17 protein-coding genes are annotated in these 21,351 nt (G+C 61.3%); 5 read left to right on the forward strand and 12 right to left on the reverse strand.

What is annotated here, in order from left to right; genetic code table 11:
• Positions 1 to 66 precede the first annotated feature (66 nt).
• The 3 genes from C6Y56_RS16665 to C6Y56_RS16675 form a co-directional block, all read right to left on the reverse strand.
• The gene (locus C6Y56_RS16665) at positions 67 to 1,353 is read right to left on the reverse strand and encodes an ATP-binding protein (protein WP_169430814.1); all 1,287 of its coding nucleotides are present in this window, start codon (positions 1,351 to 1,353) and stop codon (positions 67 to 69) included.
• Positions 1,354 to 2,061, reverse strand: coding sequence for a response regulator (locus C6Y56_RS16670; protein WP_169430815.1), 708 nt, complete (start codon positions 2,059 to 2,061; stop codon positions 1,354 to 1,356).
• 139 nt (positions 2,062 to 2,200) lie between these two features.
• Complete coding sequence (locus C6Y56_RS16675) at positions 2,201 to 2,809, reverse strand: tRNA-(ms[2]io[6]A)-hydroxylase (RefSeq protein WP_011334764.1); 609 nt, start codon at positions 2,807 to 2,809, stop codon at positions 2,201 to 2,203.
• 159 nt (positions 2,810 to 2,968) lie between these two features.
• Between C6Y56_RS16675 and C6Y56_RS16680 the strand changes: the two genes are divergently transcribed.
• Positions 2,969 to 3,832 carry a universal stress protein gene (locus C6Y56_RS16680; RefSeq protein WP_169430816.1) on the forward strand — a complete coding sequence of 288 codons (864 nt, stop codon included), beginning with the start codon at positions 2,969 to 2,971 and terminating at the stop codon, positions 3,830 to 3,832.
• Between the two features lie 125 nt (positions 3,833 to 3,957).
• Here C6Y56_RS16680 and C6Y56_RS16685 read toward each other — a convergent pair whose 3' ends face one another.
• Positions 3,958 to 4,428, reverse strand: a complete 471-nt coding sequence (locus C6Y56_RS16685; protein ID WP_065260613.1) for a DUF1289 domain-containing protein — start codon at positions 4,426 to 4,428, stop codon at positions 3,958 to 3,960.
• Positions 4,429 to 4,896: 468 nt separating this feature from the next.
• Here C6Y56_RS16685 and acnB point away from each other — a divergent pair, with 468 nt between their 5' ends.
• A complete protein-coding gene (acnB, locus tag C6Y56_RS16690; protein WP_039767143.1) occupies positions 4,897 to 7,506 on the forward strand; it encodes a bifunctional aconitate hydratase 2/2-methylisocitrate dehydratase in 2,610 nt (869 codons plus the stop codon).
• 66 nt (positions 7,507 to 7,572) lie between these two features.
• On the opposite strand, the gene C6Y56_RS16695 is transcribed toward acnB, so the two are convergent.
• From C6Y56_RS16695 to C6Y56_RS16705, 3 genes are all read right to left on the reverse strand, one after another.
• Entirely contained in the window at positions 7,573 to 9,231 is a 1,659-nt protein-coding gene (locus C6Y56_RS16695) for a SulP family inorganic anion transporter (protein ID WP_169430817.1), read from the reverse strand.
• Positions 9,213 to 9,608 carry a ParB/Srx family N-terminal domain-containing protein gene (locus C6Y56_RS16700; RefSeq protein ID WP_249314304.1) on the reverse strand — a complete coding sequence of 132 codons (396 nt, stop codon included), beginning with the start codon at positions 9,606 to 9,608 and terminating at the stop codon, positions 9,213 to 9,215. The genes C6Y56_RS16695 and C6Y56_RS16700 overlap by 19 nt, the downstream gene beginning before the upstream one ends.
• Before the next feature lie 138 nt (positions 9,609 to 9,746).
• Positions 9,747 to 11,027: an HAAAP family serine/threonine permease gene (locus C6Y56_RS16705; RefSeq protein WP_169430818.1), complete on the reverse strand. Its 1,281-nt coding sequence runs from the start codon at positions 11,025 to 11,027 to the stop codon at positions 9,747 to 9,749.
• Between the two features lie 499 nt (positions 11,028 to 11,526).
• Here C6Y56_RS16705 and C6Y56_RS16710 point away from each other — a divergent pair, with 499 nt between their 5' ends.
• Positions 11,527 to 11,910, forward strand: coding sequence for a tautomerase family protein (locus C6Y56_RS16710; RefSeq protein ID WP_169430819.1), 384 nt, complete (start codon positions 11,527 to 11,529; stop codon positions 11,908 to 11,910).
• A 172-nt stretch (positions 11,911 to 12,082) separates the two neighbouring features.
• Positions 12,083 to 13,051 carry a 2-hydroxyacid dehydrogenase gene (locus C6Y56_RS16715; protein WP_169430820.1) on the forward strand — a complete coding sequence of 323 codons (969 nt, stop codon included), beginning with the start codon at positions 12,083 to 12,085 and terminating at the stop codon, positions 13,049 to 13,051.
• Here the strand turns inward: C6Y56_RS16715 and tssA are convergent.
• The 5 genes from tssA to C6Y56_RS16740 are packed head-to-tail and all read right to left on the reverse strand — an operon-like array spanning position 13,048 to position 20,552.
• Positions 13,048 to 14,130, reverse strand: coding sequence for a type VI secretion system protein TssA (gene tssA, locus C6Y56_RS16720; RefSeq protein ID WP_169430821.1), 1,083 nt, complete (start codon positions 14,128 to 14,130; stop codon positions 13,048 to 13,050). The two genes, C6Y56_RS16715 and tssA, sit on opposite strands and share 4 nt — an antisense overlap.
• Complete coding sequence (locus C6Y56_RS16725; protein WP_169430822.1) at positions 14,127 to 17,948, reverse strand: type VI secretion system protein; 3,822 nt, start codon at positions 17,946 to 17,948, stop codon at positions 14,127 to 14,129. Before C6Y56_RS16725 ends, tssA begins: the two co-directional genes overlap by 4 nt.
• A complete protein-coding gene (locus C6Y56_RS16730; RefSeq protein ID WP_169430823.1) occupies positions 17,945 to 18,709 on the reverse strand; it encodes a DotU family type IV/VI secretion system protein in 765 nt (254 codons plus the stop codon). The genes C6Y56_RS16725 and C6Y56_RS16730 overlap by 4 nt, the downstream gene beginning before the upstream one ends.
• 18 nt (positions 18,710 to 18,727) lie before the next feature.
• Complete coding sequence (tssK, locus tag C6Y56_RS16735) at positions 18,728 to 20,059, reverse strand: type VI secretion system baseplate subunit TssK (protein WP_169430824.1); 1,332 nt, start codon at positions 20,057 to 20,059, stop codon at positions 18,728 to 18,730.
• A gap of 46 nt (positions 20,060 to 20,105) precedes the next feature.
• A complete protein-coding gene (locus C6Y56_RS16740; RefSeq protein WP_085732262.1) occupies positions 20,106 to 20,552 on the reverse strand; it encodes a type VI secretion protein in 447 nt (148 codons plus the stop codon).
• A gap of 228 nt (positions 20,553 to 20,780) precedes the next feature.
• Between C6Y56_RS16740 and tssB the strand changes: the two genes are divergently transcribed.
• Positions 20,781 to 21,323 carry a type VI secretion system contractile sheath small subunit gene (gene tssB / locus C6Y56_RS16745; RefSeq protein WP_169430825.1) on the forward strand — a complete coding sequence of 181 codons (543 nt, stop codon included), beginning with the start codon at positions 20,781 to 20,783 and terminating at the stop codon, positions 21,321 to 21,323.
• The last annotated feature ends 28 nt before the right edge of the window (positions 21,324 to 21,351 follow it).

Consider the following 21,351-nt stretch of genomic DNA (forward strand, 5'->3'; position numbering starts at 1 on the left):
GCTGACACACCGTCATCGCCAGCAGGCTGGCTCCCACAGAGGGCATGTGGTGTTTTTTGGATCGGGTCAGTCCAGATGCGCCCAGGTCATACGAAACGATGCTCCGCCCCACGGGGAATCACCGACCTCGACCTGACCGCCATGGGATTGCGACACCCGCCGCACCAGCGCCAGACCAAGTCCGAAGCCGCCCGTGCGGCGGTCGCGACTGGCGTCCAGGCGCGAGAACGGTTCGAAGATTTTCTCCCGCCCTGCCAGCGGCACACCCGGCCCGTCGTCATTGACCTGCACTTCGTATTGATCGCCGATGCGCACCAGCGACACTTCGACCCGCTGCTCGGCATAACGAATGGCGTTGCGCAGCAGATTGATCACCGCCCGCGCCATGAACCGCGGCTCGATCCGCACTTCATCGACCCGGCAATCAACGATCAATAGCTGCACCCCGGCCGCCTCGGCTTCCAGTGCCACGCTGCCGACCACGCTGTCAAGCCAGTTGGCAGCTTGAATATTCTCGCGGGTGATCACGGTCGCGCCGCGTTCGAGGCTGGCGTAGGTCAGCAGTTCGGAGACCATTTCTTCCAGTTCGCCGAGGTCGGCGTACATGTCGGCGATCAGTTCGCGGTTCTGGCTGGCGTCCGGTTGCTGCTTGAGCTGGTCGAGTTCGAACGACAACCGGGCAATCGGCGTGCGCAGTTCGTGGGACACGGCGTTGGTCAGTTCGCGCTGATTGGCGATCAGGCCTTCGATGCGCGCCGCCATCAGGTTGAAGTGTTCGGCCAGATCGCGAATGTTCGAACGCTTGGAGAGCTGGATGCGCGACGAGAGGTCGTTGTCGCCGAAGCGCTCGGCCGCCAGTCGCAGTTTTTCCAGGTCACGCCAGTGCGGGCGCACCCAGAAATACAGGACGATACCGAGCAGCACGGCCAGCATCATGTAAGCCGCCGAGATATAGAACGGCATCAGGCTCGGCTCGGGCGGCAGCTTGATACTGAGCAGTTGCGAGCCGCCGTCGATGTTACTGATGAACTGGGTGTAGTCGTGACGGATCACCAACAGGCCTTGGGCCAGTTCGGCTTTTTCCTCATCGCTGAGGTTCAGTTGATCGGCCTCCACCAGACTCAGCGTCAACCCGTAGTGCGGCCGCAACGCCTCCAACTGCGCCTCGCGCGCCGCGCCCTGCTGATCGCGCATGTGCTCGATCAACGACCAGGCCTGACCGCGCACCGCCTCACGGTTGTAGGCTTGCATCTGGTTGTCGAGCAACGCGTTGAAAGTGTGCTCGACAGTTTGCAGCGCCGCCACCAGCCCGACGGTCATCACCAGAAACAGCCCGAGGAATAACCGCAGCATCTACAGCTCCCACGCAAACGGATTGAACAGATAGCCCTTGCCCCACACGGTCTTGATGCACACCGGTTCGCGGGGATTGTCCTTGAGTTTGTTGCGCAGCTTGCTGATGTACACATCGACGCTGCGATTGAGGCCATCGAAAGCGATGCCGCGCATGCGATTGAGAATGTCATCGCGCGACAGGATGGTGCCGGCGGCACTGGCGAGCAGCCACAGCAGTTCAAATTCCATGGTGGTCAGCTCGATCAAATCGCCCGCCAGACGCACTTCGCGACAACTGCGGTCGATGATCAGGTTGCCGAACTCCAGCGAGCTGACCACGCCGCTGTCCGGCACCTGCCGGCGTTGCAGCGCCCGCAGGCGTGCGAGCAGGACGGGCGGCTTGATCGGTTTGATCACGTAGTCGTCGGCGCCGGACTCCAGACCCAGAATGTGGTCGAGGTCATCTTCCTTGGCCGTCAGGATGACAATCGGCGTGTCAGACACGCTGCGGATTTCCCGGCACACATGCAGGCCGCTCTGCCCCGGCAGCATCAGGTCGAGCACCACGACTTTGGGCTTGAATTCAAGAAACGCGGCCACGGCCAGATCGCCGCGATGCACCGTGCGCACCTCATAGCCGTGTTGTTCAAGAAAGTGGGCGATCAGTGCGGCCAGGCGCTCATCGTCTTCCACCAGCAGGACTCTGCCAAAACCCAGGTTATCCATAACAATCGTCGCCAACCCTCAGTGAAGTGGGCGCCATTATGGCGGCATTCACACGCGAGACGTTTATTGCGGGCAGCAAAAACCGGCCTCTGGGGCCGGTTTTCGTTGAAGTTTCATACTCTTAAGAGTTTTTAACAATTCATGCCGCGACGGGTACGCCACTGTGGAAACGGAATTCCTCGTCCGGCGACTCGATCAGGTCCTGCTCGGCGGCGCGGACTCTCTCGATCACCTGGGCGATGTCCTTGGCGTCGCCGTACTGGTAGGCCAGTTTCAGGTAACCCTGGAAATGCCGGGCCTCGCTTTTCAACAGGCCGAAATAGAACTTGCCGAGTTCTTCGTCCAGATGCGGCACCAGCGCTTCGAAACGTTCGCAACTGCGCGCTTCGATGAAGGCGCCAACCACCAGGGTGTCGACCAGTTTCACCGGTTCGTGGCTGCGCACCACTTTGCGCAGGCTTGAGGCATAACGGCCGGCGTGGAGCTGGCGCAGTTCGATCTTGCGCCGTTTCATGATGCGCATGACCTGTTCGTGATGCACCAGCTCTTCCCGGGCCAGGCGCGACATCATGTTGATCAGATCGACATGGGAGTGGTATTTGGCGATCAGGCTCAACGCGGTGCTGGCGGCCTTGAACTCGCAGTTCTTGTGGTCGATCAGCAGGGTTTCCTGATCGGCCAGCGCGGCCTGGACCCAGGCGTCAGGCGTGCGGCAGCCAAGGAATTCGTGGATTTCGGGAAGGATCATGGGGCTCACGGTCAAAAGGTGTTCGAGCGAAGGGCGCCGATTATACCGGCCTGCCCGCAGACCACCAGCGCCAGCCCTTGATATGCATCAACTCGCAGGCGCATCGGCAGCAACTATAGTTGTGCAACGCCGTGCCTTTTCATTGCTGGAGACTCACTCATGCAAGCCATTCGCAGCATTCTGGTGGTCATCGAACCCGAACACGCGGAAAGCCTGGCGCTCAAGCGCGCCAAGCTGATCGCCGGGGTGACCCAGGCCCATCTGCACCTGCTGGTCTGCGACAAGAAGCACGATCACGCCGGCATGCTCAGCGTGCTCAAGGCCGGGCTGCTGGCGGACGGTTACAGCGTCACCACCGAACAGGCGTGGAACGAGAGCCTGCACGAAACCATCATCGACGTGCAGCAGGCCGAAGGCTGTGGCCTGGTGATCAAGCAGCACTTCCCCGACAGTTCGCTGAAAAAGGCCCTGCTGACCCCCGCGGACTGGAAACTGCTGCGCCATTGCCCTACTCCGGTGCTGCTGGTGAAAACCGCCGCCTCCTGGAAAGACCGGGTGATTCTGGCCGCGGTCGACGTGGGCAATGCCGACGGCGAGCACCGTCATCTGCACACCACCATCATCGACCACGGCTATGACATCGCGAGCCTGGCCAAAGGGCATCTGCACGTGATTACCGCCCATCCGTCGCCGATGCTCTCGGCGGCCGACCCGACGTTCCAACTCAAGGAAACCATCGAAGCGCGCTATCGCGAGCAATGCCGGGCGTTTCAGGCTGAATTCGATGTCGACGACGAGCATCTGCATGTCGAGGAAGGCCCGGCGGATGTACTGATTCCGTTCATGGCGCACAAGCTGCAGGCCGCCGTGACCGTGATTGGCACCGTGGCGCGCAGCGGTGTGTCGGGGGCGTTGATCGGCAATACGGCCGAACAGGTGCTGGATCAATTGGAGAGTGATGTGCTGGTGCTAAAACCCCAAGAGGTTGAAGACCATTTGGTGGAGTTGGCGGTGAAGCATTAGGTGTTGCGGCGTTTGTCATGTCCCCTTCGCGAGCAAGCCCGCTCCCACATCAGGCCGGTGTCGTTCACAAAGCCATGTGGGAGCGACGGTGCGACGATTCGACTTGCCCGCGAAGCTTTTGATCTTCAGTCGCCGAGGGCATCCTTGAGAAAACCGGGCGCGATGTAGCGCTGATAGTGCGCTTCCGACAGCAGGAAAAATTCCCGATCAATGGCATCGCGCAGTTCCGGCAGGTTCCAGTCGCGAAACTCCGGCAGCAGCACCATCCCGTAGGCTTCCAGATTAATGATCACCCGCGCGCCCCGGGCGATCAGCTGATACGCCCAGCAATACTCCGACTGATGCGGCACGAAGCGGATCTTTCTCTGCTCAAGCTGCTGGCGCAGGCGCGCCGGGTCGAAGACCTCGACCTTGCTCGCCATCACTTGTGACAGCAATTGCTCAAGACGCAGCCACACCGCGCGCTTTTCTTCCTCGTTGTAACCGTTCCAGTGGATCACTTCGTGGTGGAAACGCTTGCAGCCACGGCACACCAGATCACCGTAAACAGTGGAGCAGAGGCCGACGCAGGGGGTCTTGATGGTCTGATTGGGCATAAATGGGCAGAACACTTGAAACGCGGAACAGGTCGGCATGTTAGCCCTTTGTCCGGCATACATCACCCCTCAAACGTCAGGGGCAAGCGCTGGATCAAGGTTTGCCCCGCCCGCGCACAACGCCACCAAAGTCCAATAGAGCCCGACTTACCTTTAAATTTTTTTTGCCGTAGAATCAGCCAGCCTTTTTAGGCGCCAATGTCCGTTAGAAGCTGTTTTCAAAGCGTCACGAGCACAGTCGTTCCTTCAGAGCGGTGTTGGCGAAGGGTTTTTCCAGCGGGGAAAAGCCCAACGCCAACCCTCATCAGCTCCCCGTTCTGCAGGCGTAAAACTTTGAAAGCAGCTTCTGTAAGGAATTGCCGGTAATTCTGGCCGAACGACCCACAACGTCGTGAGGAGCATGAGTACGGCAATTTCGGGATGAGCGTCCCGGACACCCATTTGGGACCACTGATGAGGGTAATAACTGTGCTTGAAGCCTACCGCAAACATATCGAAGAGCGTGCAGCCCTGGGTATCGTTCCCCAGCCGCTTAACGCCGAACAAACTGCAGGCCTGGTCGAGCTGCTGAAGAATCCTCCGGCTGGCGAAGAAGCTTTCCTCGTTGACCTGATCACCAATCGCGTACCACCAGGAGTGGACGAAGCCGCCTACGTCAAGGCCGGTTTCCTCTCCGCACTGGCCAAGGGCGAAGTCTCCTCCCCTCTGCTGGACAAGAAACGCGCTGTAGAACTGCTCGGCACCATGCAGGGCGGCTACAACATCGTGACCCTGGTCGAACTGCTGGACAATGCCGAGCTGGCACCAGTGGCCGCCGAAGAACTCAAGCACACCCTGCTGATGTTCGATGCCTTCCACGACGTGGCTGAAAAAGCCAAGAACGGCAACGTTCACGCCAAGGCCGTGCTGCAATCCTGGGCTGACGGCGAGTGGTTCAAGAAACGCCCTGTGCTGGCCGACAAGATCAGCCTGCGCGTGTTCAAGGTGACCGGCGAAACCAACACCGACGACCTGTCCCCTGCTCCAGACGCCTGGTCGCGTCCTGACATCCCGCTGCACGCCCTGGCCATGCTGAAAATGGCCCGTGACGGCATCGTGCCGGACGAGCAAGGCAAGACCGGCCCGATGAAGCAGATCGAAGAAATGCGCGGCCAGGGCTTCCCTATCGCCTACGTCGGTGACGTGGTCGGTACCGGTTCCTCGCGTAAATCGGCGACCAACTCGGTCCTGTGGTTCTTCGGCGACGACATTCCTTACGTACCGAACAAGCGCGCTGGCGGTTTCTGCTTCGGCAGCAAAATCGCTCCGATCTTCTACAACACCATGGAAGATGCCGGCGCACTGCCAATCGAGTTCGACGTATCGAACATGAACATGGGCGACGTGATCGACCTGTACCCGCACGCTGGCAAAGTCTGCAAGCACGGTACCGACGAAGTCATCACCACCTTCGAAATGAAGACCCCTGTGCTGCTGGACGAAGTCCGTGCCGGCGGTCGTATTCCGCTGATCATCGGCCGTGGCCTGACCGAGAAGGCTCGCGCCGAACTGGGTCTGCCAGCGTTCGACCTGTTCAAGAAGCCTGAAGCTCCGGCTGAAAGCACCAAGGGCTTCACCCTGGCGCAGAAAATGGTCGGCAAGGCTTGCGGTCTGGCAGAAGGCAAAGGCGTTCGTCCTGGCACCTACTGCGAACCGAAGATGACCACCGTAGGTTCTCAGGACACCACCGGTCCAATGACCCGTGACGAACTGAAAGACCTGGCGTGCCTGGGCTTCTCCGCTGATCTGGTGATGCAGTCGTTCTGCCACACCGCGGCCTATCCAAAGCCGATCGACGTGACCACCCACCACACCCTGCCTGACTTCATCATGACCCGCGGCGGCGTTTCCCTGCGTCCGGGCGACGGCATCATCCACTCGTGGCTGAACCGCATGCTGCTGCCGGACACCGTGGGTACCGGTGGTGACTCGCACACCCGTTTCCCGATGGGCATCTCGTTCCCGGCCGGTTCCGGTCTGGTCGCGTTCGCCGCAGCCACCGGCGTCATGCCGCTGGACATGCCGGAATCGATCCTGGTGCGCTTCAAAGGCAAAATGAAACCTGGCATCACCCTGCGTGACCTGGTTCATGCCATTCCTTACTTCGCCATCCAGAACGGTCTGCTGACCGTCGAGAAGAAAGGCAAGAAAAACGCCTTCTCCGGCCGCATCCTGGAAATCGAAGGCCTGGAAGGTCTGACCCTGGAACAGGCGTTCGAACTGTCCGACGCCTCGGCCGAACGTTCGGCTGCCGGTTGCACCATCAAGCTGTCGAAAGAGTCGATCACCGAGTACCTGCAGTCCAACATCACCCTGCTGCGCTGGATGATCGGCGAAGGCTACGGCGATGCGCGTACCCTGGAGCGTCGTGCCCAAGCGATGGAAGCCTGGATCGCCAACCCGCAACTGATGGAAGCCGATGCCGACGCCGAATACGCCGAAGTCATCGAAATCGATCTGGCCGACATCAGCGAGCCTGTACTGTGCGCGCCGAACGACCCGGACGACGCCCGTCTGCTGTCCAGCGTCGCTGGCGAGAAGATCGACGAAGTGTTCATCGGTTCGTGCATGACCAACATCGGTCACTTCCGCGCTGCCGGCAAGCTGCTGGATCAGGTCAAGGGTCAGCTGCCAACCCGTCTGTGGCTGTCGCCACCGACCAAGATGGACGCTCACCAGCTGACCGAAGAAGGCTACTACGGCATCTACGGCAAGGCCGGCGCCCGCATGGAAATGCCAGGCTGCTCGCTGTGCATGGGTAACCAGGCACGCGTTGAGCCGAACAGCACCGTGGTGTCGACGTCGACCCGTAACTTCCCGAACCGTCTGGGCGACGGCGCGAACGTCTACCTGGCTTCGGCTGAGCTGGCGTCCGTTGCTTCGATCCTGGGTCGCCTGCCGACCGTCGAGGAGTACATGGAATACGCTGGCAAGATCGACAGCATGGCGGCCGACGTTTACCGCTACCTGTCCTTCGACCAGATTGCCGAGTTCCGTGAAGCTGCTGCGAACGCCAAGATCCCTGTCGTTCAAGCCTGACGCTGCAACGCAATGAAAAACGCCGCCCATCGCGAGATGAGCGGCGTTTTTTATGCCCTCTGACATTCAGGCATTGAGCTTGAGTGCCTGCTGAACCGCCTCATCCACACTCAAACCGCTCAACAGCACCTGCTCGCGTTCCAGCTCTGGCAATTGCGCCAGCACGGTCTGCGCCTGATCTTTGAGGCGCGCCAGAATCAACAGTTTGTCCTCGGCCCGCACTTGCAGGAAGAACGCTTCCAGCGCTTCGATGCTGGTGCCGTCCAGGTCCGGTGACTCCTCCAGACTCAGGATGATCGTGTGCACCGCCGCCGGCGCATGACGAGCCAACCGCAGCGCGCCGCCGAGAATCCGTTCCACGTTGGCAAAGAACAGCGCTTCACTCGGCCGCACGATCAGCACGCCGGGGATTTCCCGGGCATCCGGATGACGTTGCAGGTCGACATAATCGTGACCGCCGCCCATTTGTCCCAGCACCTGAATTTCCGCCGAAGACATCTGCCTCAGCATCAGCACCACGCTGATCGCCACCGCCAGCAGCAAGCCGTCGAGCACGCCCAGCACCAGCACCGCGGCCACCGCGCAGATCACCAGCAAGCGATCACGGCGCCAGATGAAGTAGCGACCCAGCGGTTGCAGGCTCAACGCTCGTCCCAGGGCGTGAATCACGATCGCGGCCAGCACAGGTTCCGGGGTCAGGGCGATGTACGGCAGCACGGTCAACACGATCAGCAACACCACTGCCGCGGCGACAACGCCCGCCAACCGCGATGTAGCGCCCGCCGCTTCATTGGCCGAAGTCGCCGAATACCCGGCCCCGGCGGGCATGCCGTGAAACAGGCCCGATAACAGATTGGACGCGCCAAGAGCCAGCAGATCGCGGTTCGAGGAAACCCGGTCACCGTGCTTCAGGGCAAACGAGCTGATCGACCCATAGGACTCGGCGTACAGGATCATCACCATGGCAAACGCCAGCTCGCCGAGGCGCAGCCAATCGGCAAACGGCATGTTCGGCAGCTGTGGCATCTCCAGCGCCAGGTCGATGACACCGATCAGTTTCACCCCATAGGCCGGCAGGTTCAGCCATTGGCTGGCGGCAACGCCCAGCGCCACGACGATCAGCCCACCCGGCACCCGACGAAAGCGGGCGCAGGCCATCAGCACCAGCAACGCCACCAGCGCTACTGCAGCGCCGGCCAGGTTCCATTTTGGCCACTGCTCGATCAGTTGCGGCAGGAAACGGATCAGGTTGCTGTCCGTGAGGTGGACATCGACGACGCTCGCTACCTGTTTGAGGATGATCGTCACCGCCAACCCCAGGGCGAAGCCGCGCAACACCGGTTTGGCGATGAAGGACGTCACACTGCCGAGCTTGAACAACCCCGCCAGCAGAAACAGCACACCGGTCATCATCACCAGACCGACCGCCAGGCTCAGGCGCAATGCCGGATCGCCGCCAGCCAGCGAAGCCGTCGCAGCCGCCAGCACCGCCGCCGATGACGACGTCGCCGAGACCACGGCAAAGCGGCTGGTGCCCATCAACGCGTAACACAGCAGCCCGGCGAACAACGCGATCACCCCGGCCTGGGGTGGCAGAGCGGCAATGCTGGAATACGCCACCGCTTCGGGCAGCAACAGACCGGCAATCGACAGCCCGGCCAGCAGGTCCTGACTGCGACTGGGTACTTCGGGCCGGGAAGCGGTACTCAGCGGTTCAGTTGACAATCGGACCCACCCACCCCGGCAGATACCGAGCCTCCTGGCTGCGCGCCAGGTTCATGGCTTTGGTCTGCTTTCATCACGTTCCAGAAGGTTACCGTGTCGACAAACGAAAGATCCTTGAGCACCAGCAGCGAAGCCTTTTTGACCTCTTCCTCGATCAGCGCAAGACCAAAGTGATGCTGATCAACGATGTAGTAGACGCCTTCAGGCCCAAGCACACTGGGGAACCAGTGATTGTCCAGCGCTGCCGCCCGCTCCTTGCGTTTGAGCTTTTTCCATTCCTGACGCTTGTCGGCGACTTCAGCGAGGCCCACCGCAAGCTGCGTGGGATGGAGTTTTTCCAGTTTGGCGCTGATCAGTTGCGGTCGGGCTCGGGGCATGAGGCATCTCCGGGAAAAAGTGCCTTTCAAGCGTAGCCGTTTATGCCTTGGGAAGTGTGCCCTGGATCAGGCATCGGGGAGGATTTGCAGAAAACGGGAGCGCATGGATCGCCCCCGTCTGGTGCTGCCGGACTGGAATCAGGCCGCCAGCGAGTAGATCAACGCCGAAATCGCCACCAGGCCTACGGCGGTGACAAACACGTTCGACGCCTGACCACGATAGCGCGCCATCGCCGGCACCTTGCGGATCGCGTACATCGGCATCAGGAACAGGATTGCCGCGATGACCGGGCCACCGATGGTTTCGATCATGCCGAGGATGCTCGGGTTCAGGGTCGCCACGATCCAGCACACCACCAGCATGAACGCCGCGACGATGCGATCCAGGGCCTTGGCGCCCGGACGCTTGCCGCTCTTGACGATCAAACCTTTCAGGCCTTCGCTGGCACCGATGTAGTGACCGAGGAACGACTTGGAGATGGCCACGAACGCAATCAACGGCGCTGCGAACGCGATGGTCGGGTTGCTGAAGTGGTTGGCCAGGTACGACAGGATCGACAGGTTCTGCGCCTTGGCTTCAGCCAGTTGTTCCGGCGACAGGGTCAGCACGCAACTGAAGACGAAGAACAGCACCATCACCACCATCAGCAGGTGGGCGCGCGACAGGATCTGCGAACTGCGCTCGTCGGCGTGAACGCCGTAGCGACGCTTCTGGTCCACCGCAAACGCCGAGATGATCGGCGAGTGGTTGAACGAGAACACCATCACCGGAATCGCCAGCCACAGCGTGTGCAACAGCGCCGACGGAGCCGGCACCTGCGAAGCGGTGCTCAGGATGCCGCCGTTCCAGTGCGGAACCAGGTACACCGCCAGGAACAACAGCGCGACGATGAACGGATACACCATCAGGCTCATGGCCTTGACGATCACCTGCTCGCCGCAACGAACAACAGCCAGCAGGCCGAGGATCAGCACGAACGACAGCAGCGCGCGCGGTGGCGGCGTGATGTGCAGTTGGTGTTCGAGGAAACTGGCGACGGTGTTGGTCAGGCCGACGCTATAGATCAGCAGGATCGGGAAGATCGCGAAAAAGTACAGCAGGGTGATCAGCGCACCGGCCTTGATGCCAAAATGCTGCTCCACCACCTCAGTGATGTCGGCGCCTTCACGACCGGAGAGCACGAAGCGGGTCAGGCCGCGGTGTGCGAAGAAGGTCATGGGGAATGCCAGCAGCGCCAGGATCACCAGCGGCCAGAAGCCACCCAGACCTGCGTTGATCGGCAAAAACAGGGTACCGGCGCCGATGGCCGTCCCGAACAGTCCCAACATCCAGGTAGTGTCATGGCGATTCCAGCTCGACAGTTCGGCTGGTGCTGCCGCTTCAAAGCGTTGTTCGACGCTATTGGCCTGATCATTCATCCGGTCGGATCTCCGCATTCCGGTCACTTGCCACTCGGTCAGGACGCGTCGGAAAAAACCGACAGACATGCTCCGGCCGAAACAGGGGCGCGATTCTCCGCGATAAATGAGCGGAAGCAAAGACTTAGCTGAGGAATGGTTGTGCGGAGCAGATGGGAGCGTTGTCGTTTTTGGGAAAAAGACTGTCGGCAACAGATACGTAAAATGTCGTTTTATGGCATGTGCCGGCGCCGAACCTGCTCATGAGGGCCTGTTCAGATCGATCGGGCCAACATGAAGCCAAGAGACATACAAAAGATGCCGAAACCCGGTAACCCCAACATCGGAAGCATTTCGATGAATCCACCAGTATTCGTAGGCAACATCCGTAAATCCCGCAGGACGGTGCGTCCATTTCCTATCGCTTTTAAACAACCTCACTGACTGGCATTTTTCGGCTATACCCAATGGCGAATTGGCTGACATCCCCGTCCAGTCCCCTCGCCTGTGGAGCCATCCCATGCCCCTCGTCCGCGTCGACATCAAGAAAAACCCGGACCCGACTTTCGCCAAACGCATTGGCGAAGTGATCTACGCCGCACTGCGCAGCGAGATCAATGTGCCGGAACACGACAATTTCCAGGTGCTGGCCGAGCACGACGACCAGCACTTCGTCTATGACCCGCAGTACCTTGGGATCCAGCGCAGCGACGGCATCGTGTTCATCCAGCTGACCATCAGCGAAGGCCGTACCGTGGAGATGAAACAACGGCTGTTCCAGTCCATCGCGCGCAACCTGAACCAGCAACTGGCCGTGCGCCAGGAAGACGTGTTCATCAATCTGGTGGAAGTGAAAAAAGAGAACTGGTCGTTCGGCAACGGCATCGCCCAGTACGTGACCTGATCCTGCGACCACCCGCGCCGACATCACCTTCTGACGAAGCACCCGCGCGCTCCTCGCATCAGCTCCTACACTGCCTGATGCGGGGCCGCGCCAGCCATTGCCAAACCGCTCTGGAATCAGCACTCTGAACCGACTTTTGCGCCCGAAGACCGACGATCAAAGGAGCCGAGCAATGCCCGCCACCGTTCTGGTACTGGTTGAAACCATCAATGACTACCTGCCCATTCTTGAACGACAGGGCTTTCACCTGATCCTCGCCCCGACTCCCGCCGAACGCGCCCAGGCCATTGCCACCCATGGCACCCGCATCGACGCGGTACTGACCCGAGGCCCGCTGGGTTTGTACGCTGAAGAAATCGCCGCGCTGCCCGCACTGAAAATCATCTGCGTGATCGGTGCCGGCTATGAGCAGGTGGATCTGCAAGCCGCCAGCAATCGGGGCCTGACCGTAACCAACGGCGCCGGGGTAAACGCCTCGTCGGTGGCCGACCATGCCATGGCATTGCTGCTGGCGCTGGTACGCGACATTCCGCGCTGCGATGCCGCCGTGCGTCGGGGTGAATGGCCGAAGATCATGCGCCCGTCCCTGGCGGGCAAGCGGCTGGGGATTCTCGGGCTCGGCGCAGTGGGCATGGCCATCGCCAAACGGGCGAACCTGGGTTTCGACATGGAAATCAGCTACCACAACCGTCAGGTGCGCAGTGACGTGCCTTACGCGTTTTGCTCGACTCCGACCGAACTGGCCCGGGCCTCGGACTTCCTCGTGGTCGCAACGCCCGGCGGTATTGGCAGCCAGCATCTGGTGACCCGCCCGGTGCTCGATGCCCTGGGACCGAAAGGCTTCATCGTCAATATCGCTCGAGCCAGTGTCATAAACACCGCGGACCTGATCACCGCCCTCGAACAACGGCGGATCGCCGGCGCTGCACTGGATGTATTCGATCACGAACCGCAGGTGCCGGATGCACTGAAAACCTTGAGCAACGTGATTCTCACGCCGCATGTGGCCGGCCTGTCACCGGAAGCCACACAGGGTACGGTGGAACTGGCAGGAAAAAACCTGGTGGCGTTTTTTTCCGGAGAACCGGTACTGACACCGCTGACACTGCCACCAAAACAGAACAACCAGCGCGTGCACTAAAGCACGCCAAGCAACGTCCACAAGCGCCGCGACTCGGCGTCGGCCGAGATCAACTCGCCGAGCAACTCGCTCAACGGCTTGTTGCCCCACTCGACCCCGCGCCGGATCAGATAAGGCACGGGGCTGTGGGGTTCGGTGCGGGCCAGGTATTCGGCGATCAGCAGCAATTGCCGATAGGCCTCTTCACGGCTCGCCGGTTCACGAAAGACCTGCGCCGCGACAGGCGCTTCATCGACCGGTTGCGCTTCCACCGCAAGGGCTTCGACAGGTGCGACCGGCACCGGTTTTTGTGGATGCATGGCGATGAACTCCTGGACCAGAGTCAGCAGCGCTTGAAGGATGTCCTGCAGGGGCCGTAATCCCGGCCCCTGATCGCCCAGATACGTATCACTCCAGGCGCTCAGACGTTGCAGATGTTGCTGGCTCAGCAGCAGGTTGCCCTGTTGCCGCAGCCAGAACGCCAGCGGCGTGGCACGCACCTGATCGCTGAGCTTCTTCTGTTCATTGCGTGCCGATTCAGCGAGAGCCTTGGCATTTTTGCTGTCATTGACCAGCACCTGCTGCACCTGCAGACGGCGCCAGCTTTCCAGGTTGTACGCCTCGAAATCGCTGTTGTGCGAACCGAACAGCGGCACCCGGGTCAGCAGCACTTCACTGTACCGGCGCACCAGCCACTCCAGCGGAATCACGCGCCACGACTGGTCGCCCTCCTCGGCCTGTGGATGCAACTGTTCCGGATAGCGCTCGCACAATCCGACAATCAGCGCCAGGCTGCCAGGCAGTCCGTCCAGCCCCTGCAGATGCAACCAGGCTTCGCCGAGCCAGGCACTGAGCATCAGGTCCTTGCTGCGTTCGATCAGCAACGTCGTGGTGAGCCTTTGCACTTGCGGCCAGTTCGCCTGTTTCAGCGTTGATTGCCAGACCCCGGTCGGCAGGCTGGCGTCGTCTTCACGACGCAGCTCGCGAATCAGATCGAACTCATGTTCGTAACGCAGATCCGCACCACAAGGCGCGTCTTCGCTGATCGGTTCGAGCAATTGATCCATCAGGTTCGGCAACGTGGCAGATGGCAGACTCACAGGCCCTCCTTTCGAGATTCAATGGACGCAGTGGTTGCGGTCACCTGGAACGGCGAACGCGGCGCCCGGGTCGGTAACGGCGGAATCGACAACGGCTGCTTCGAGCCCTGACTCATCAACGACAGGCGCACGAACATGCGGGTGAATTCGGTGGTCACGCTGTCGTTGAGCGCAGTCACGGGCAAGCGCAGCGTCAGCGGGAAATCCGTGTAATCCGTGCTCGGTTGGCGCAGGACCGAAAAGTGCGCGCGCATCAGCCGCAATAACGACCATGGCCCGCCATATTCCCACCCTGCCTCCAGGTCCCGCACCACCAGGTTCGGTTGCAGTGGATCGTTGACCGGGCGCTCGCGACCGTTACGCGCCCAGCGCAGGGTCAGGCGGATCGGCTGGCCGACCATCCAGCGCAGGTTCGGCTGCTCGGCGGCGGGATAGCTGATTTGCTGACTGCCGGCCAGCAAGCCCCCGGCGATCACTTGATCGGCGCCGCGCTCATCATCACGATCAGTGCGCCAGCGAACGTCCATCTCGACACCGAGAATGCCGCTCTTGTCACGCACGAACAGCGGCGTCAGCCACAGGCTCGCCTGCTTCAGGCGGTTGAGAAAATCTTCCGCCGCCAGCCGCTCCGGGGTCTGGCTCAGAACCAGTCCGGCCTGGGCCACCGGCAAGCGCTTCTCGATGATTTCCAGAAAGTGCTGGACCCGCGCCGGGTCGGCATCCTGGGCCTGCACGCCGCTGGCAAAGGGAAAGCGATCGGCCAGGTACTGATTGAAATAGTTGGCCAGTTCATTCCATGCCGCCGCGGCCTGCTGCTGTTGCAGGTACTGACAACGTTGCATGGCCGACTGTTGCAACTCCACTGCACGCATTGCCAGCGTGCCGCGCCCGCCTGCCAGATTGGCGGTCTGTAGCACCTGCACGCAGGAACCGGTGTCCATGTCGATGAAATCGCGGCTGACCAGTTGCTCAATTTGCGCCGGTGAACTGGCCGGATTCGAATCCTTGTATTTGAGCAGTTCGTCGTTCAGTGCGCTGAACTGGGTCACCCGTTCATAGTCCAGCGCCGACAGATTGCCCTGCTGGGTCATCAGCCACTGCAATGCCGATGTACGCCGCTCGGTGATGCCGAGCATGGTGTTGAATTGCTGCTTGAGGCTCAGCTTCAAATCCTGCACATCGCTGGCGCCGTACAGTTGCAGGCCGAGGTTTTTCGAGCCGTCCCACTGGCTGATTTCAGTCCGGCCACCGAACAGCGGTTGTGCGGTGATTTCATCCAGCCCGCTGACGATCTGCGCCATGGCCCGGCGGTTGAGCGCACCTTGCAGCCGAGCCGCCAGGTCACTGCGATGGACTTCGACAAACGCCTTTTGCAGAGCCATGGCTTGCTCGGCCTTGACGTTGAACACTGCATAAGCATGAGTCTGGTCGTTGTGATCCTTGAGGCTCAGCCACATGGCCTGGGCCGCAGCACTTTGGGCTGCTTGCAGCAGCGCACCGCGATAGGCCGGAGGAATGCGGGGCAGCTCTTCGGCGAGATAACTCTTGTAACTCGCGTAATAGTTCAACGACGTATCGAGGTCATCGCCGTCCACGCTCTGGCCTTGCAGGTTGACGTTGTCCTGATCGGCGCGCATCGCCACCGAAACGAAGTCTCGCTTGAACAGCGCATGCACCGCGTTGTCCAGTTTGACGACGTGATCCTGCAACGCCAGTTGACCGCTCCCTTGCTGCACCAGCAGGTTGCCGCGCGAGCCGACCTGGGCGATCCACTGGTCACGAAAACTCTGTTGCAGCTTGTTCGCCTGCATGTCCAGTTGTTGCTGGACCGGCGGCCCCAGCAGCGCGCTCTTGCGCACCTTGTCGAGAAACTCGCGATAGCCCGGTACCAGCTCCTGTCCCTTGCCCCGGCCCCAGGCCGAATTGGTCAGGGCCACCGCAGCTTGCAGGTCGTCGATGAGCGCGGTGAGATCCTCCAGCTCATTGAGGTTGTTACCGCTCCCGGCCTCCAGTTTTTCGAGATGCAACTTGAGGTAGCCGGCCTTGCTCACGAAGTTGTCGGCGAGGAAATACTGATCGAGCCAGCGCTCCATAAGTCCGTTGAAGTTACTGACGATCAGCGGCCGCTCGACACTCAGGTCCAGCGCCTGCAAGTCACCGCCATCACCCGCCGCCAGCAGACGGTTGTAATACGCGGAATGGGGAACCGTGGCAGCGTTGAGGTTCAACGACAGCGCGCTGTTGCTCAACTGCACCAGATCCTCCAGCGGAGCGCGCTGATTGTTCTGCACCTCGGCAAACAACTGGTTCTGCTGTTCCAGACGCAACGCCCGGTCGACCAGATCCGTGGCCTTCTGGTAGTTCTGCCACTGCGCCGGGTCTTCGCTTTCAATGCTGGCGCGCCGATCGGTGGCGCGGATCGCCTTGATCTTCGCCAGCTCCGCCAACAGCAGATCGTGCAACGGCTGCACCATCTGGCGTTGCGCAGACTTGAACAGTGCCCGTTCGATCTTTACGTCCACCGAGGAAAACCACGAAGCCGGAAACGCCAGCGAAACGTAATGCCAGTGCGGCGCTCGCTCCAGCACCCGCCAGAAACCCTGCACGTTGCGCCGGGTTGGCTCGACACGGTGCTCATCGTCGGTGACCGCGACGTAGCTTTTCTGCGCACTCTGCATCAGTCGCGCCAGTTCGTGAGCATCCCTGACCGAATCGCGCCAGACCCAGACCATCGCCACCGCCCAGATCACCCCGACCACCAGCGCAATGCCGGCAGTCACCCGCTGCCAGCGCTGGCGCAAGCGCAACAGGCGCGGTACGCCCAGAGCCAGGCCGCGCTCGCCTACCAGCCGCTGGCGCCACAAGGGACGCATGAACGCGCTGCGCTGCAGGCCGCTGTCGTCAACAGAGAATCCGTCCAGCGCATCTTCCGATGGCTGACTGGCACTCAAATACACCCCGCGAAAACACGGCGCCTCACCCTGCGCATTGCCCTGGAACACCGGCTCGAGCACGTTCTGCAAACCACGACGCAATGTTTCCAGGCGCTCTGGCAAGGCATACAGATCGGCGCTCAGGTACCCGGACAACGTGCCGATTTCGATGACCGCTTCGGCGACGGCACGATGCAGGCGATCCAGCGCCTGATCGCTCCACTGCCCCTGCCACACCGCGTCGCGCGCATAGGGTGACGACCAGCCCAGGGTGCGCTCGCGGGCTTGCTCGGGCAACGCGCTGATCAGTTCCTGAAACCCGGGCAGTTCTTCCAGCCCGGTGACGATCACATAGACCGGCACACTCAATCCGAAGCGCTGCAGCAGATCGATGAAGCGCCGTCGCGCGGCCAGACCGAGCTGCGTGGCCTGTTCCAGATTGCTCAGGCGGCTGGCCGGAACCGTCCAGATCACCCCGTCCAGCGGGCGTTTGCTGCGCAGGCGCAAGATCAGCCCGAGCAGGCGCCACCAGCCGCCGCGCTGCAAATGCATGCCTTCGTCCGGCAGAAAAAGCGCCTGTGGCACCACCAGCACCGCCCCCTCGGGGTCCGACCACCAACGGCCGAACCACGCGGGTTTGTCCGTGGGTTGCAAGCGCCATTCAGTCACCAGCTGGGTGCCCTGGGTCTCATCGCCCAGCAACAGCAGCCACGGCATCTGATAGCGATCGCGACTGCCCTGTTCCTGCTCCATATGGCGCACGGCACCGTAGAAGCTGCGAATCGCCGCGCCACTCCGTGTGCGCAGCCACCACACCGCCACGGCGATGATCACCAGCAACAACAGCACGGCGACGACCCAGGCGACGATCGTCAGTGTGCTCATGAATCCTGCTCCGACACCGTCACCGAGTCGATCATCTGCAACACCGGTTCCAGCTCGGAACGAATGTCACGCCAGAGAAACTGACCGATCCCGGTCAAGAGCAGCACCATCGCCAGCATGCCCAACGCCAGTCGAAAACCGTCCGGCAGCGCGGTACGTACCGGTAACTGCAACGGCGGGATCCACGAAGGCTGCACCAGCCGCTGGCTCACGCCTTCGTAACTGGCGTCGTCCTGCCAGGCAAAACTGAACAACGCCAGACGCCATTTCTCCAGCTGCGCCTGACTGTGCTCACCACGCAGGCGGCCATGAAAACCGAGAATCAAACATTGCAGATAGACGTTGGCCAGGTCGCGACTGGTGGGCTGTTGTTCATCGAGCAGGGTTTGAATTGCAGCCGGCAACTGTTCACCGGCCTGACGACTCGAGTACAAGCGTGACTCCAGGGGTTTGTCCTGCCACGCCACTTGGCCCGGCCACGGGCTGAACAGCAATGTTTCATCAACCAGCGCCACAAAGGCATACACCAGCGCCTTGACCTGCTCGGTGGCCGAATCGCCGACCCGCGAATACGCCGTACGCCACAACCGTTGGGACGCCTGGGTCGACAGTTCGACGACGGTCTCCACGAGCACCGCTTCGTCATCGCTGTCCTTGGGCAACTGACTCCAGTCCAGTTGCCATTGCTGCCACGCCTGACGGAACGCGCTGCTCAGCGGTGCGTCCTGCAACCCAAGGTTTGCGACACTTCCTTGCGACATACGGCGTTCCTTGTGTGATCAGGCACGTTCACTGTTCTGGGCAACAAACAGCACCACTTGCCACGGACTGCTGGTCAACCGGGTGGCGGGCGCGGCGATCACCAGCGGCAATTGCGCGTCGAACCAGTTGCCTTCGGCCGTCACCACAAACAGCCGGGTGTCGTCACCCACGCTGTAGGCCACTTGCTCGTTGCGGCTCATGGCCTGGTGCGTCAAGCCACTCATGCGCTGGCGGCTGAGCAAGGCGATGTGCGGCGCCGAGGCGATGATCGCGCCGCGCAGCCATTCGCCGGCCGCCTGCTCGCTGGCGCCGTTGGGCATGCGCAGGCCAATGACCAGCCGCTGGCTCGGCTGCTCGTCCGGCAACTGAATGGAAAAACTGTGTTCGCTGCGTTCGAATGCGATGCTGCGGTAACCCGCACGGATCAGCTCCAGGGTGGTTTCCAGCCACTCCAGCAACGGCTCGTAACCGAGGTGCAACTCGAAAAAATCCAGCGGCGCAAACGACGGTACGCCTGCCAGCGGGTCCAGCGCCGACCACGCCCCGGCCAGGCCCAGCAACTGCACATACAATGCCTGCGGATGAGCAATGCGGCTGTTCAGCGAGCCTTCGACTTCCGGTAGACGCGACCACAACGCGGTCAGTTGACGGCGAATCTCCAGCGCATCGTCCTGATTGCCGGACTGTTGTGCCTGACGCAGGCGCCCGCCCAGGAACAGGCATTTCTCCCGGGCTCGCGCGCAGAGCCCGGCGATCCGCCGACCCAGCGGCGACTCCGGCAACAGGACCGGCGTCGGTGGCGTATAGGGCAACGGCAAAAAACCGCCGCCCTCCTTGCGGACTTTCAGCAGCGGCAGGCAGATCGAATCGGCTTTGTTCAGTTGCGTGCACAGACGCGGATTGGGTCGCCATACCGTAATCGATTCGGGAAATTCACCGCTGGTGAGATCGGGCAACGCTTCGCCGACCACCGACTGCAAACGTCCCTTGAGCGGCAGCAGTTGACCGGCACGCCACAAAGGGCTGATGGCCAGGTACACCGTGACGGTAGCGTCATCGGTTTCACCGATCGACGGGCCGACATCCAGCTCCAGTGCAGGCCCGACACCCGCCTGCAGATTGACCGGTAAACCGTCGGGCATCGTCCCCTGCAACGACAGCACCCGCACCACCCCCGCACTCATCGCCGAAGGGTCGAACGCCATCTGACTGACACCAAAGAACCACGGATTGCAGGCCTGGGCCAGATGCGCACCGAGCGCCTCGGCCCGCAGGCCCTGCAACTGAAAGTGCTGTGGCAGCAATTGCATGCCTTCATGCCAGCAGACCGCGTCAGGTAGCAGACTCATACGACTCCCTTCGACTGCACCGCGAACCGGCGGCGGACGGTGTATTTCAGTTTTCCTTGCTGACCAGCGTCATCTCGCGGCTGTCGAACTTGAGCCATGCATCGCTCTGATCATCCAGCCGCAAGCGGTGCGCTCCGGGTGTGTTATAGCTGGCGAAGACTAAAAGTCCAGCCGCCCGCTTGCCCCCCAAAGGGAACGGCTGGCGATCGATGAATTGCCCCGGCACCAGCTCCAGTCCCCACACGCTCATCAGCTGACGATAGTCGCGCTGATACTGCTCGCGCCCGGCAAACCACTGCTGGGCGCTGATGCCCGACAGTTGCTTGAGCAGATCAGGGTCATTGACCGCGATGAAATCCACGGCGATCGGCGTGTCGTCATTGGCCTTGGGCGCGACGTCGAGGGTCAGGCTGTCGAGGTCCACTTTCGGCCCGAAGAACGAGCAACCGGCAAGCAGCGCAAAGCCGATTGTTAGAAAAAGTCGTGAAGACAAAATGAATTTTCCTTTTCGTGATCCAGTCCAAAAAAGTTTTTCGCTTGCATTTTTATAGACCTGTTCTAGCGTCTTGGGTAGTTCGGTTCCTACAGCCGAATGTGGAAGGTTTGTCAAAGGAACGACAGGTCATCTGCCTCCCTTTCTAACCTGTGGTCCAGCAAGGGAAAGCGATGAACGGGCCTCCCCGATGCATTGCGCCCGCTCATCGCATCGGAGTCCGCCGACATGGCAGAAAGTACCCAGCACAAGCTCGACCGGGTTCGCCCGCCTCGAGTGCAAATCACCTATGACGTCGAAATCGGCAACGCCATCGAGAAAAAGGAATTGCCGCTGGTCGTCGGGATCCTGGCCGACCTCTCGGGCAAGCCGCTCGAACCATTGGCAAAACTGACCGAACGCCGTTTCACCGAAATCGACCGCGACAACTTCAACGAAGTGCTCGCCTCCATCGGCCCTCGCGCCACGCTGCAAGTCAACAACACCCTCAGCGGCGACGACAGCAAGCTGAACATCGAGCTCAACTTCAAACACATCGACGATTTCGACCCGGTCAAGGTGGTGGAGCAAGTCACCCCGCTGCGCCGCCTGTTCGAGGCCCGTCAGCGCCTGCGCGACCTGCTGACCAAACTCGACGGCAACGACGATCTCGACAAGCTGTTGCGCGATGTCATCGCCAACACCGAAGGCTTGCAAGAGATCAAATCGGCTCGCCCGGACACCGCTGTCCCGGCCGCTGATGCCGAGGCCCCGGCCGAACCGCAAGCCTGATCGTCCACCTGACCGAGGAAGAATTCGC

The organism is Pseudomonas fluorescens (genome assembly GCF_012974785.1).
Taxonomy (GTDB): Bacteria; Pseudomonadota; Gammaproteobacteria; order Pseudomonadales; family Pseudomonadaceae; genus Aquipseudomonas; species Aquipseudomonas fluorescens_BT.

Coding starts and splice junctions, on each gene's coding strand:
- C6Y56_RS16700 (WP_249314304.1), bottom strand. CDS start 9,608: ATGCCCCGAGCCCGACCGCAACTGATCAGCGCCAAACTGGAAAAACTC.
- tssB (WP_169430825.1), top strand. CDS start 20,781: ATGGCAGAAAGTACCCAGCACAAGCTCGACCGGGTTCGCCCGCCTCGA.
- C6Y56_RS16710 (WP_169430819.1), top strand. CDS start 11,527: ATGCCCCTCGTCCGCGTCGACATCAAGAAAAACCCGGACCCGACTTTC.
- C6Y56_RS16675 (WP_011334764.1), bottom strand. CDS start 2,809: ATGATCCTTCCCGAAATCCACGAATTCCTTGGCTGCCGCACGCCTGAC.
- C6Y56_RS16670 (WP_169430815.1), bottom strand. CDS start 2,061: ATGGATAACCTGGGTTTTGGCAGAGTCCTGCTGGTGGAAGACGATGAG.
- C6Y56_RS16685 (WP_065260613.1), bottom strand. CDS start 4,428: ATGCCCAATCAGACCATCAAGACCCCCTGCGTCGGCCTCTGCTCCACT.
- C6Y56_RS16705 (WP_169430818.1), bottom strand. CDS start 11,027: ATGAATGATCAGGCCAATAGCGTCGAACAACGCTTTGAAGCGGCAGCA.
- C6Y56_RS16715 (WP_169430820.1), top strand. CDS start 12,083: ATGCCCGCCACCGTTCTGGTACTGGTTGAAACCATCAATGACTACCTG.
- C6Y56_RS16730 (WP_169430823.1), bottom strand. CDS start 18,709: ATGTCGCAAGGAAGTGTCGCAAACCTTGGGTTGCAGGACGCACCGCTG.
- C6Y56_RS16665 (WP_169430814.1), bottom strand. CDS start 1,353: ATGCTGCGGTTATTCCTCGGGCTGTTTCTGGTGATGACCGTCGGGCTG.
- C6Y56_RS16680 (WP_169430816.1), top strand. CDS start 2,969: ATGCAAGCCATTCGCAGCATTCTGGTGGTCATCGAACCCGAACACGCG.
- C6Y56_RS16725 (WP_169430822.1), bottom strand. CDS start 17,948: ATGAGCACACTGACGATCGTCGCCTGGGTCGTCGCCGTGCTGTTGTTG.
- tssK (WP_169430824.1), bottom strand. CDS start 20,059: ATGAGTCTGCTACCTGACGCGGTCTGCTGGCATGAAGGCATGCAATTG.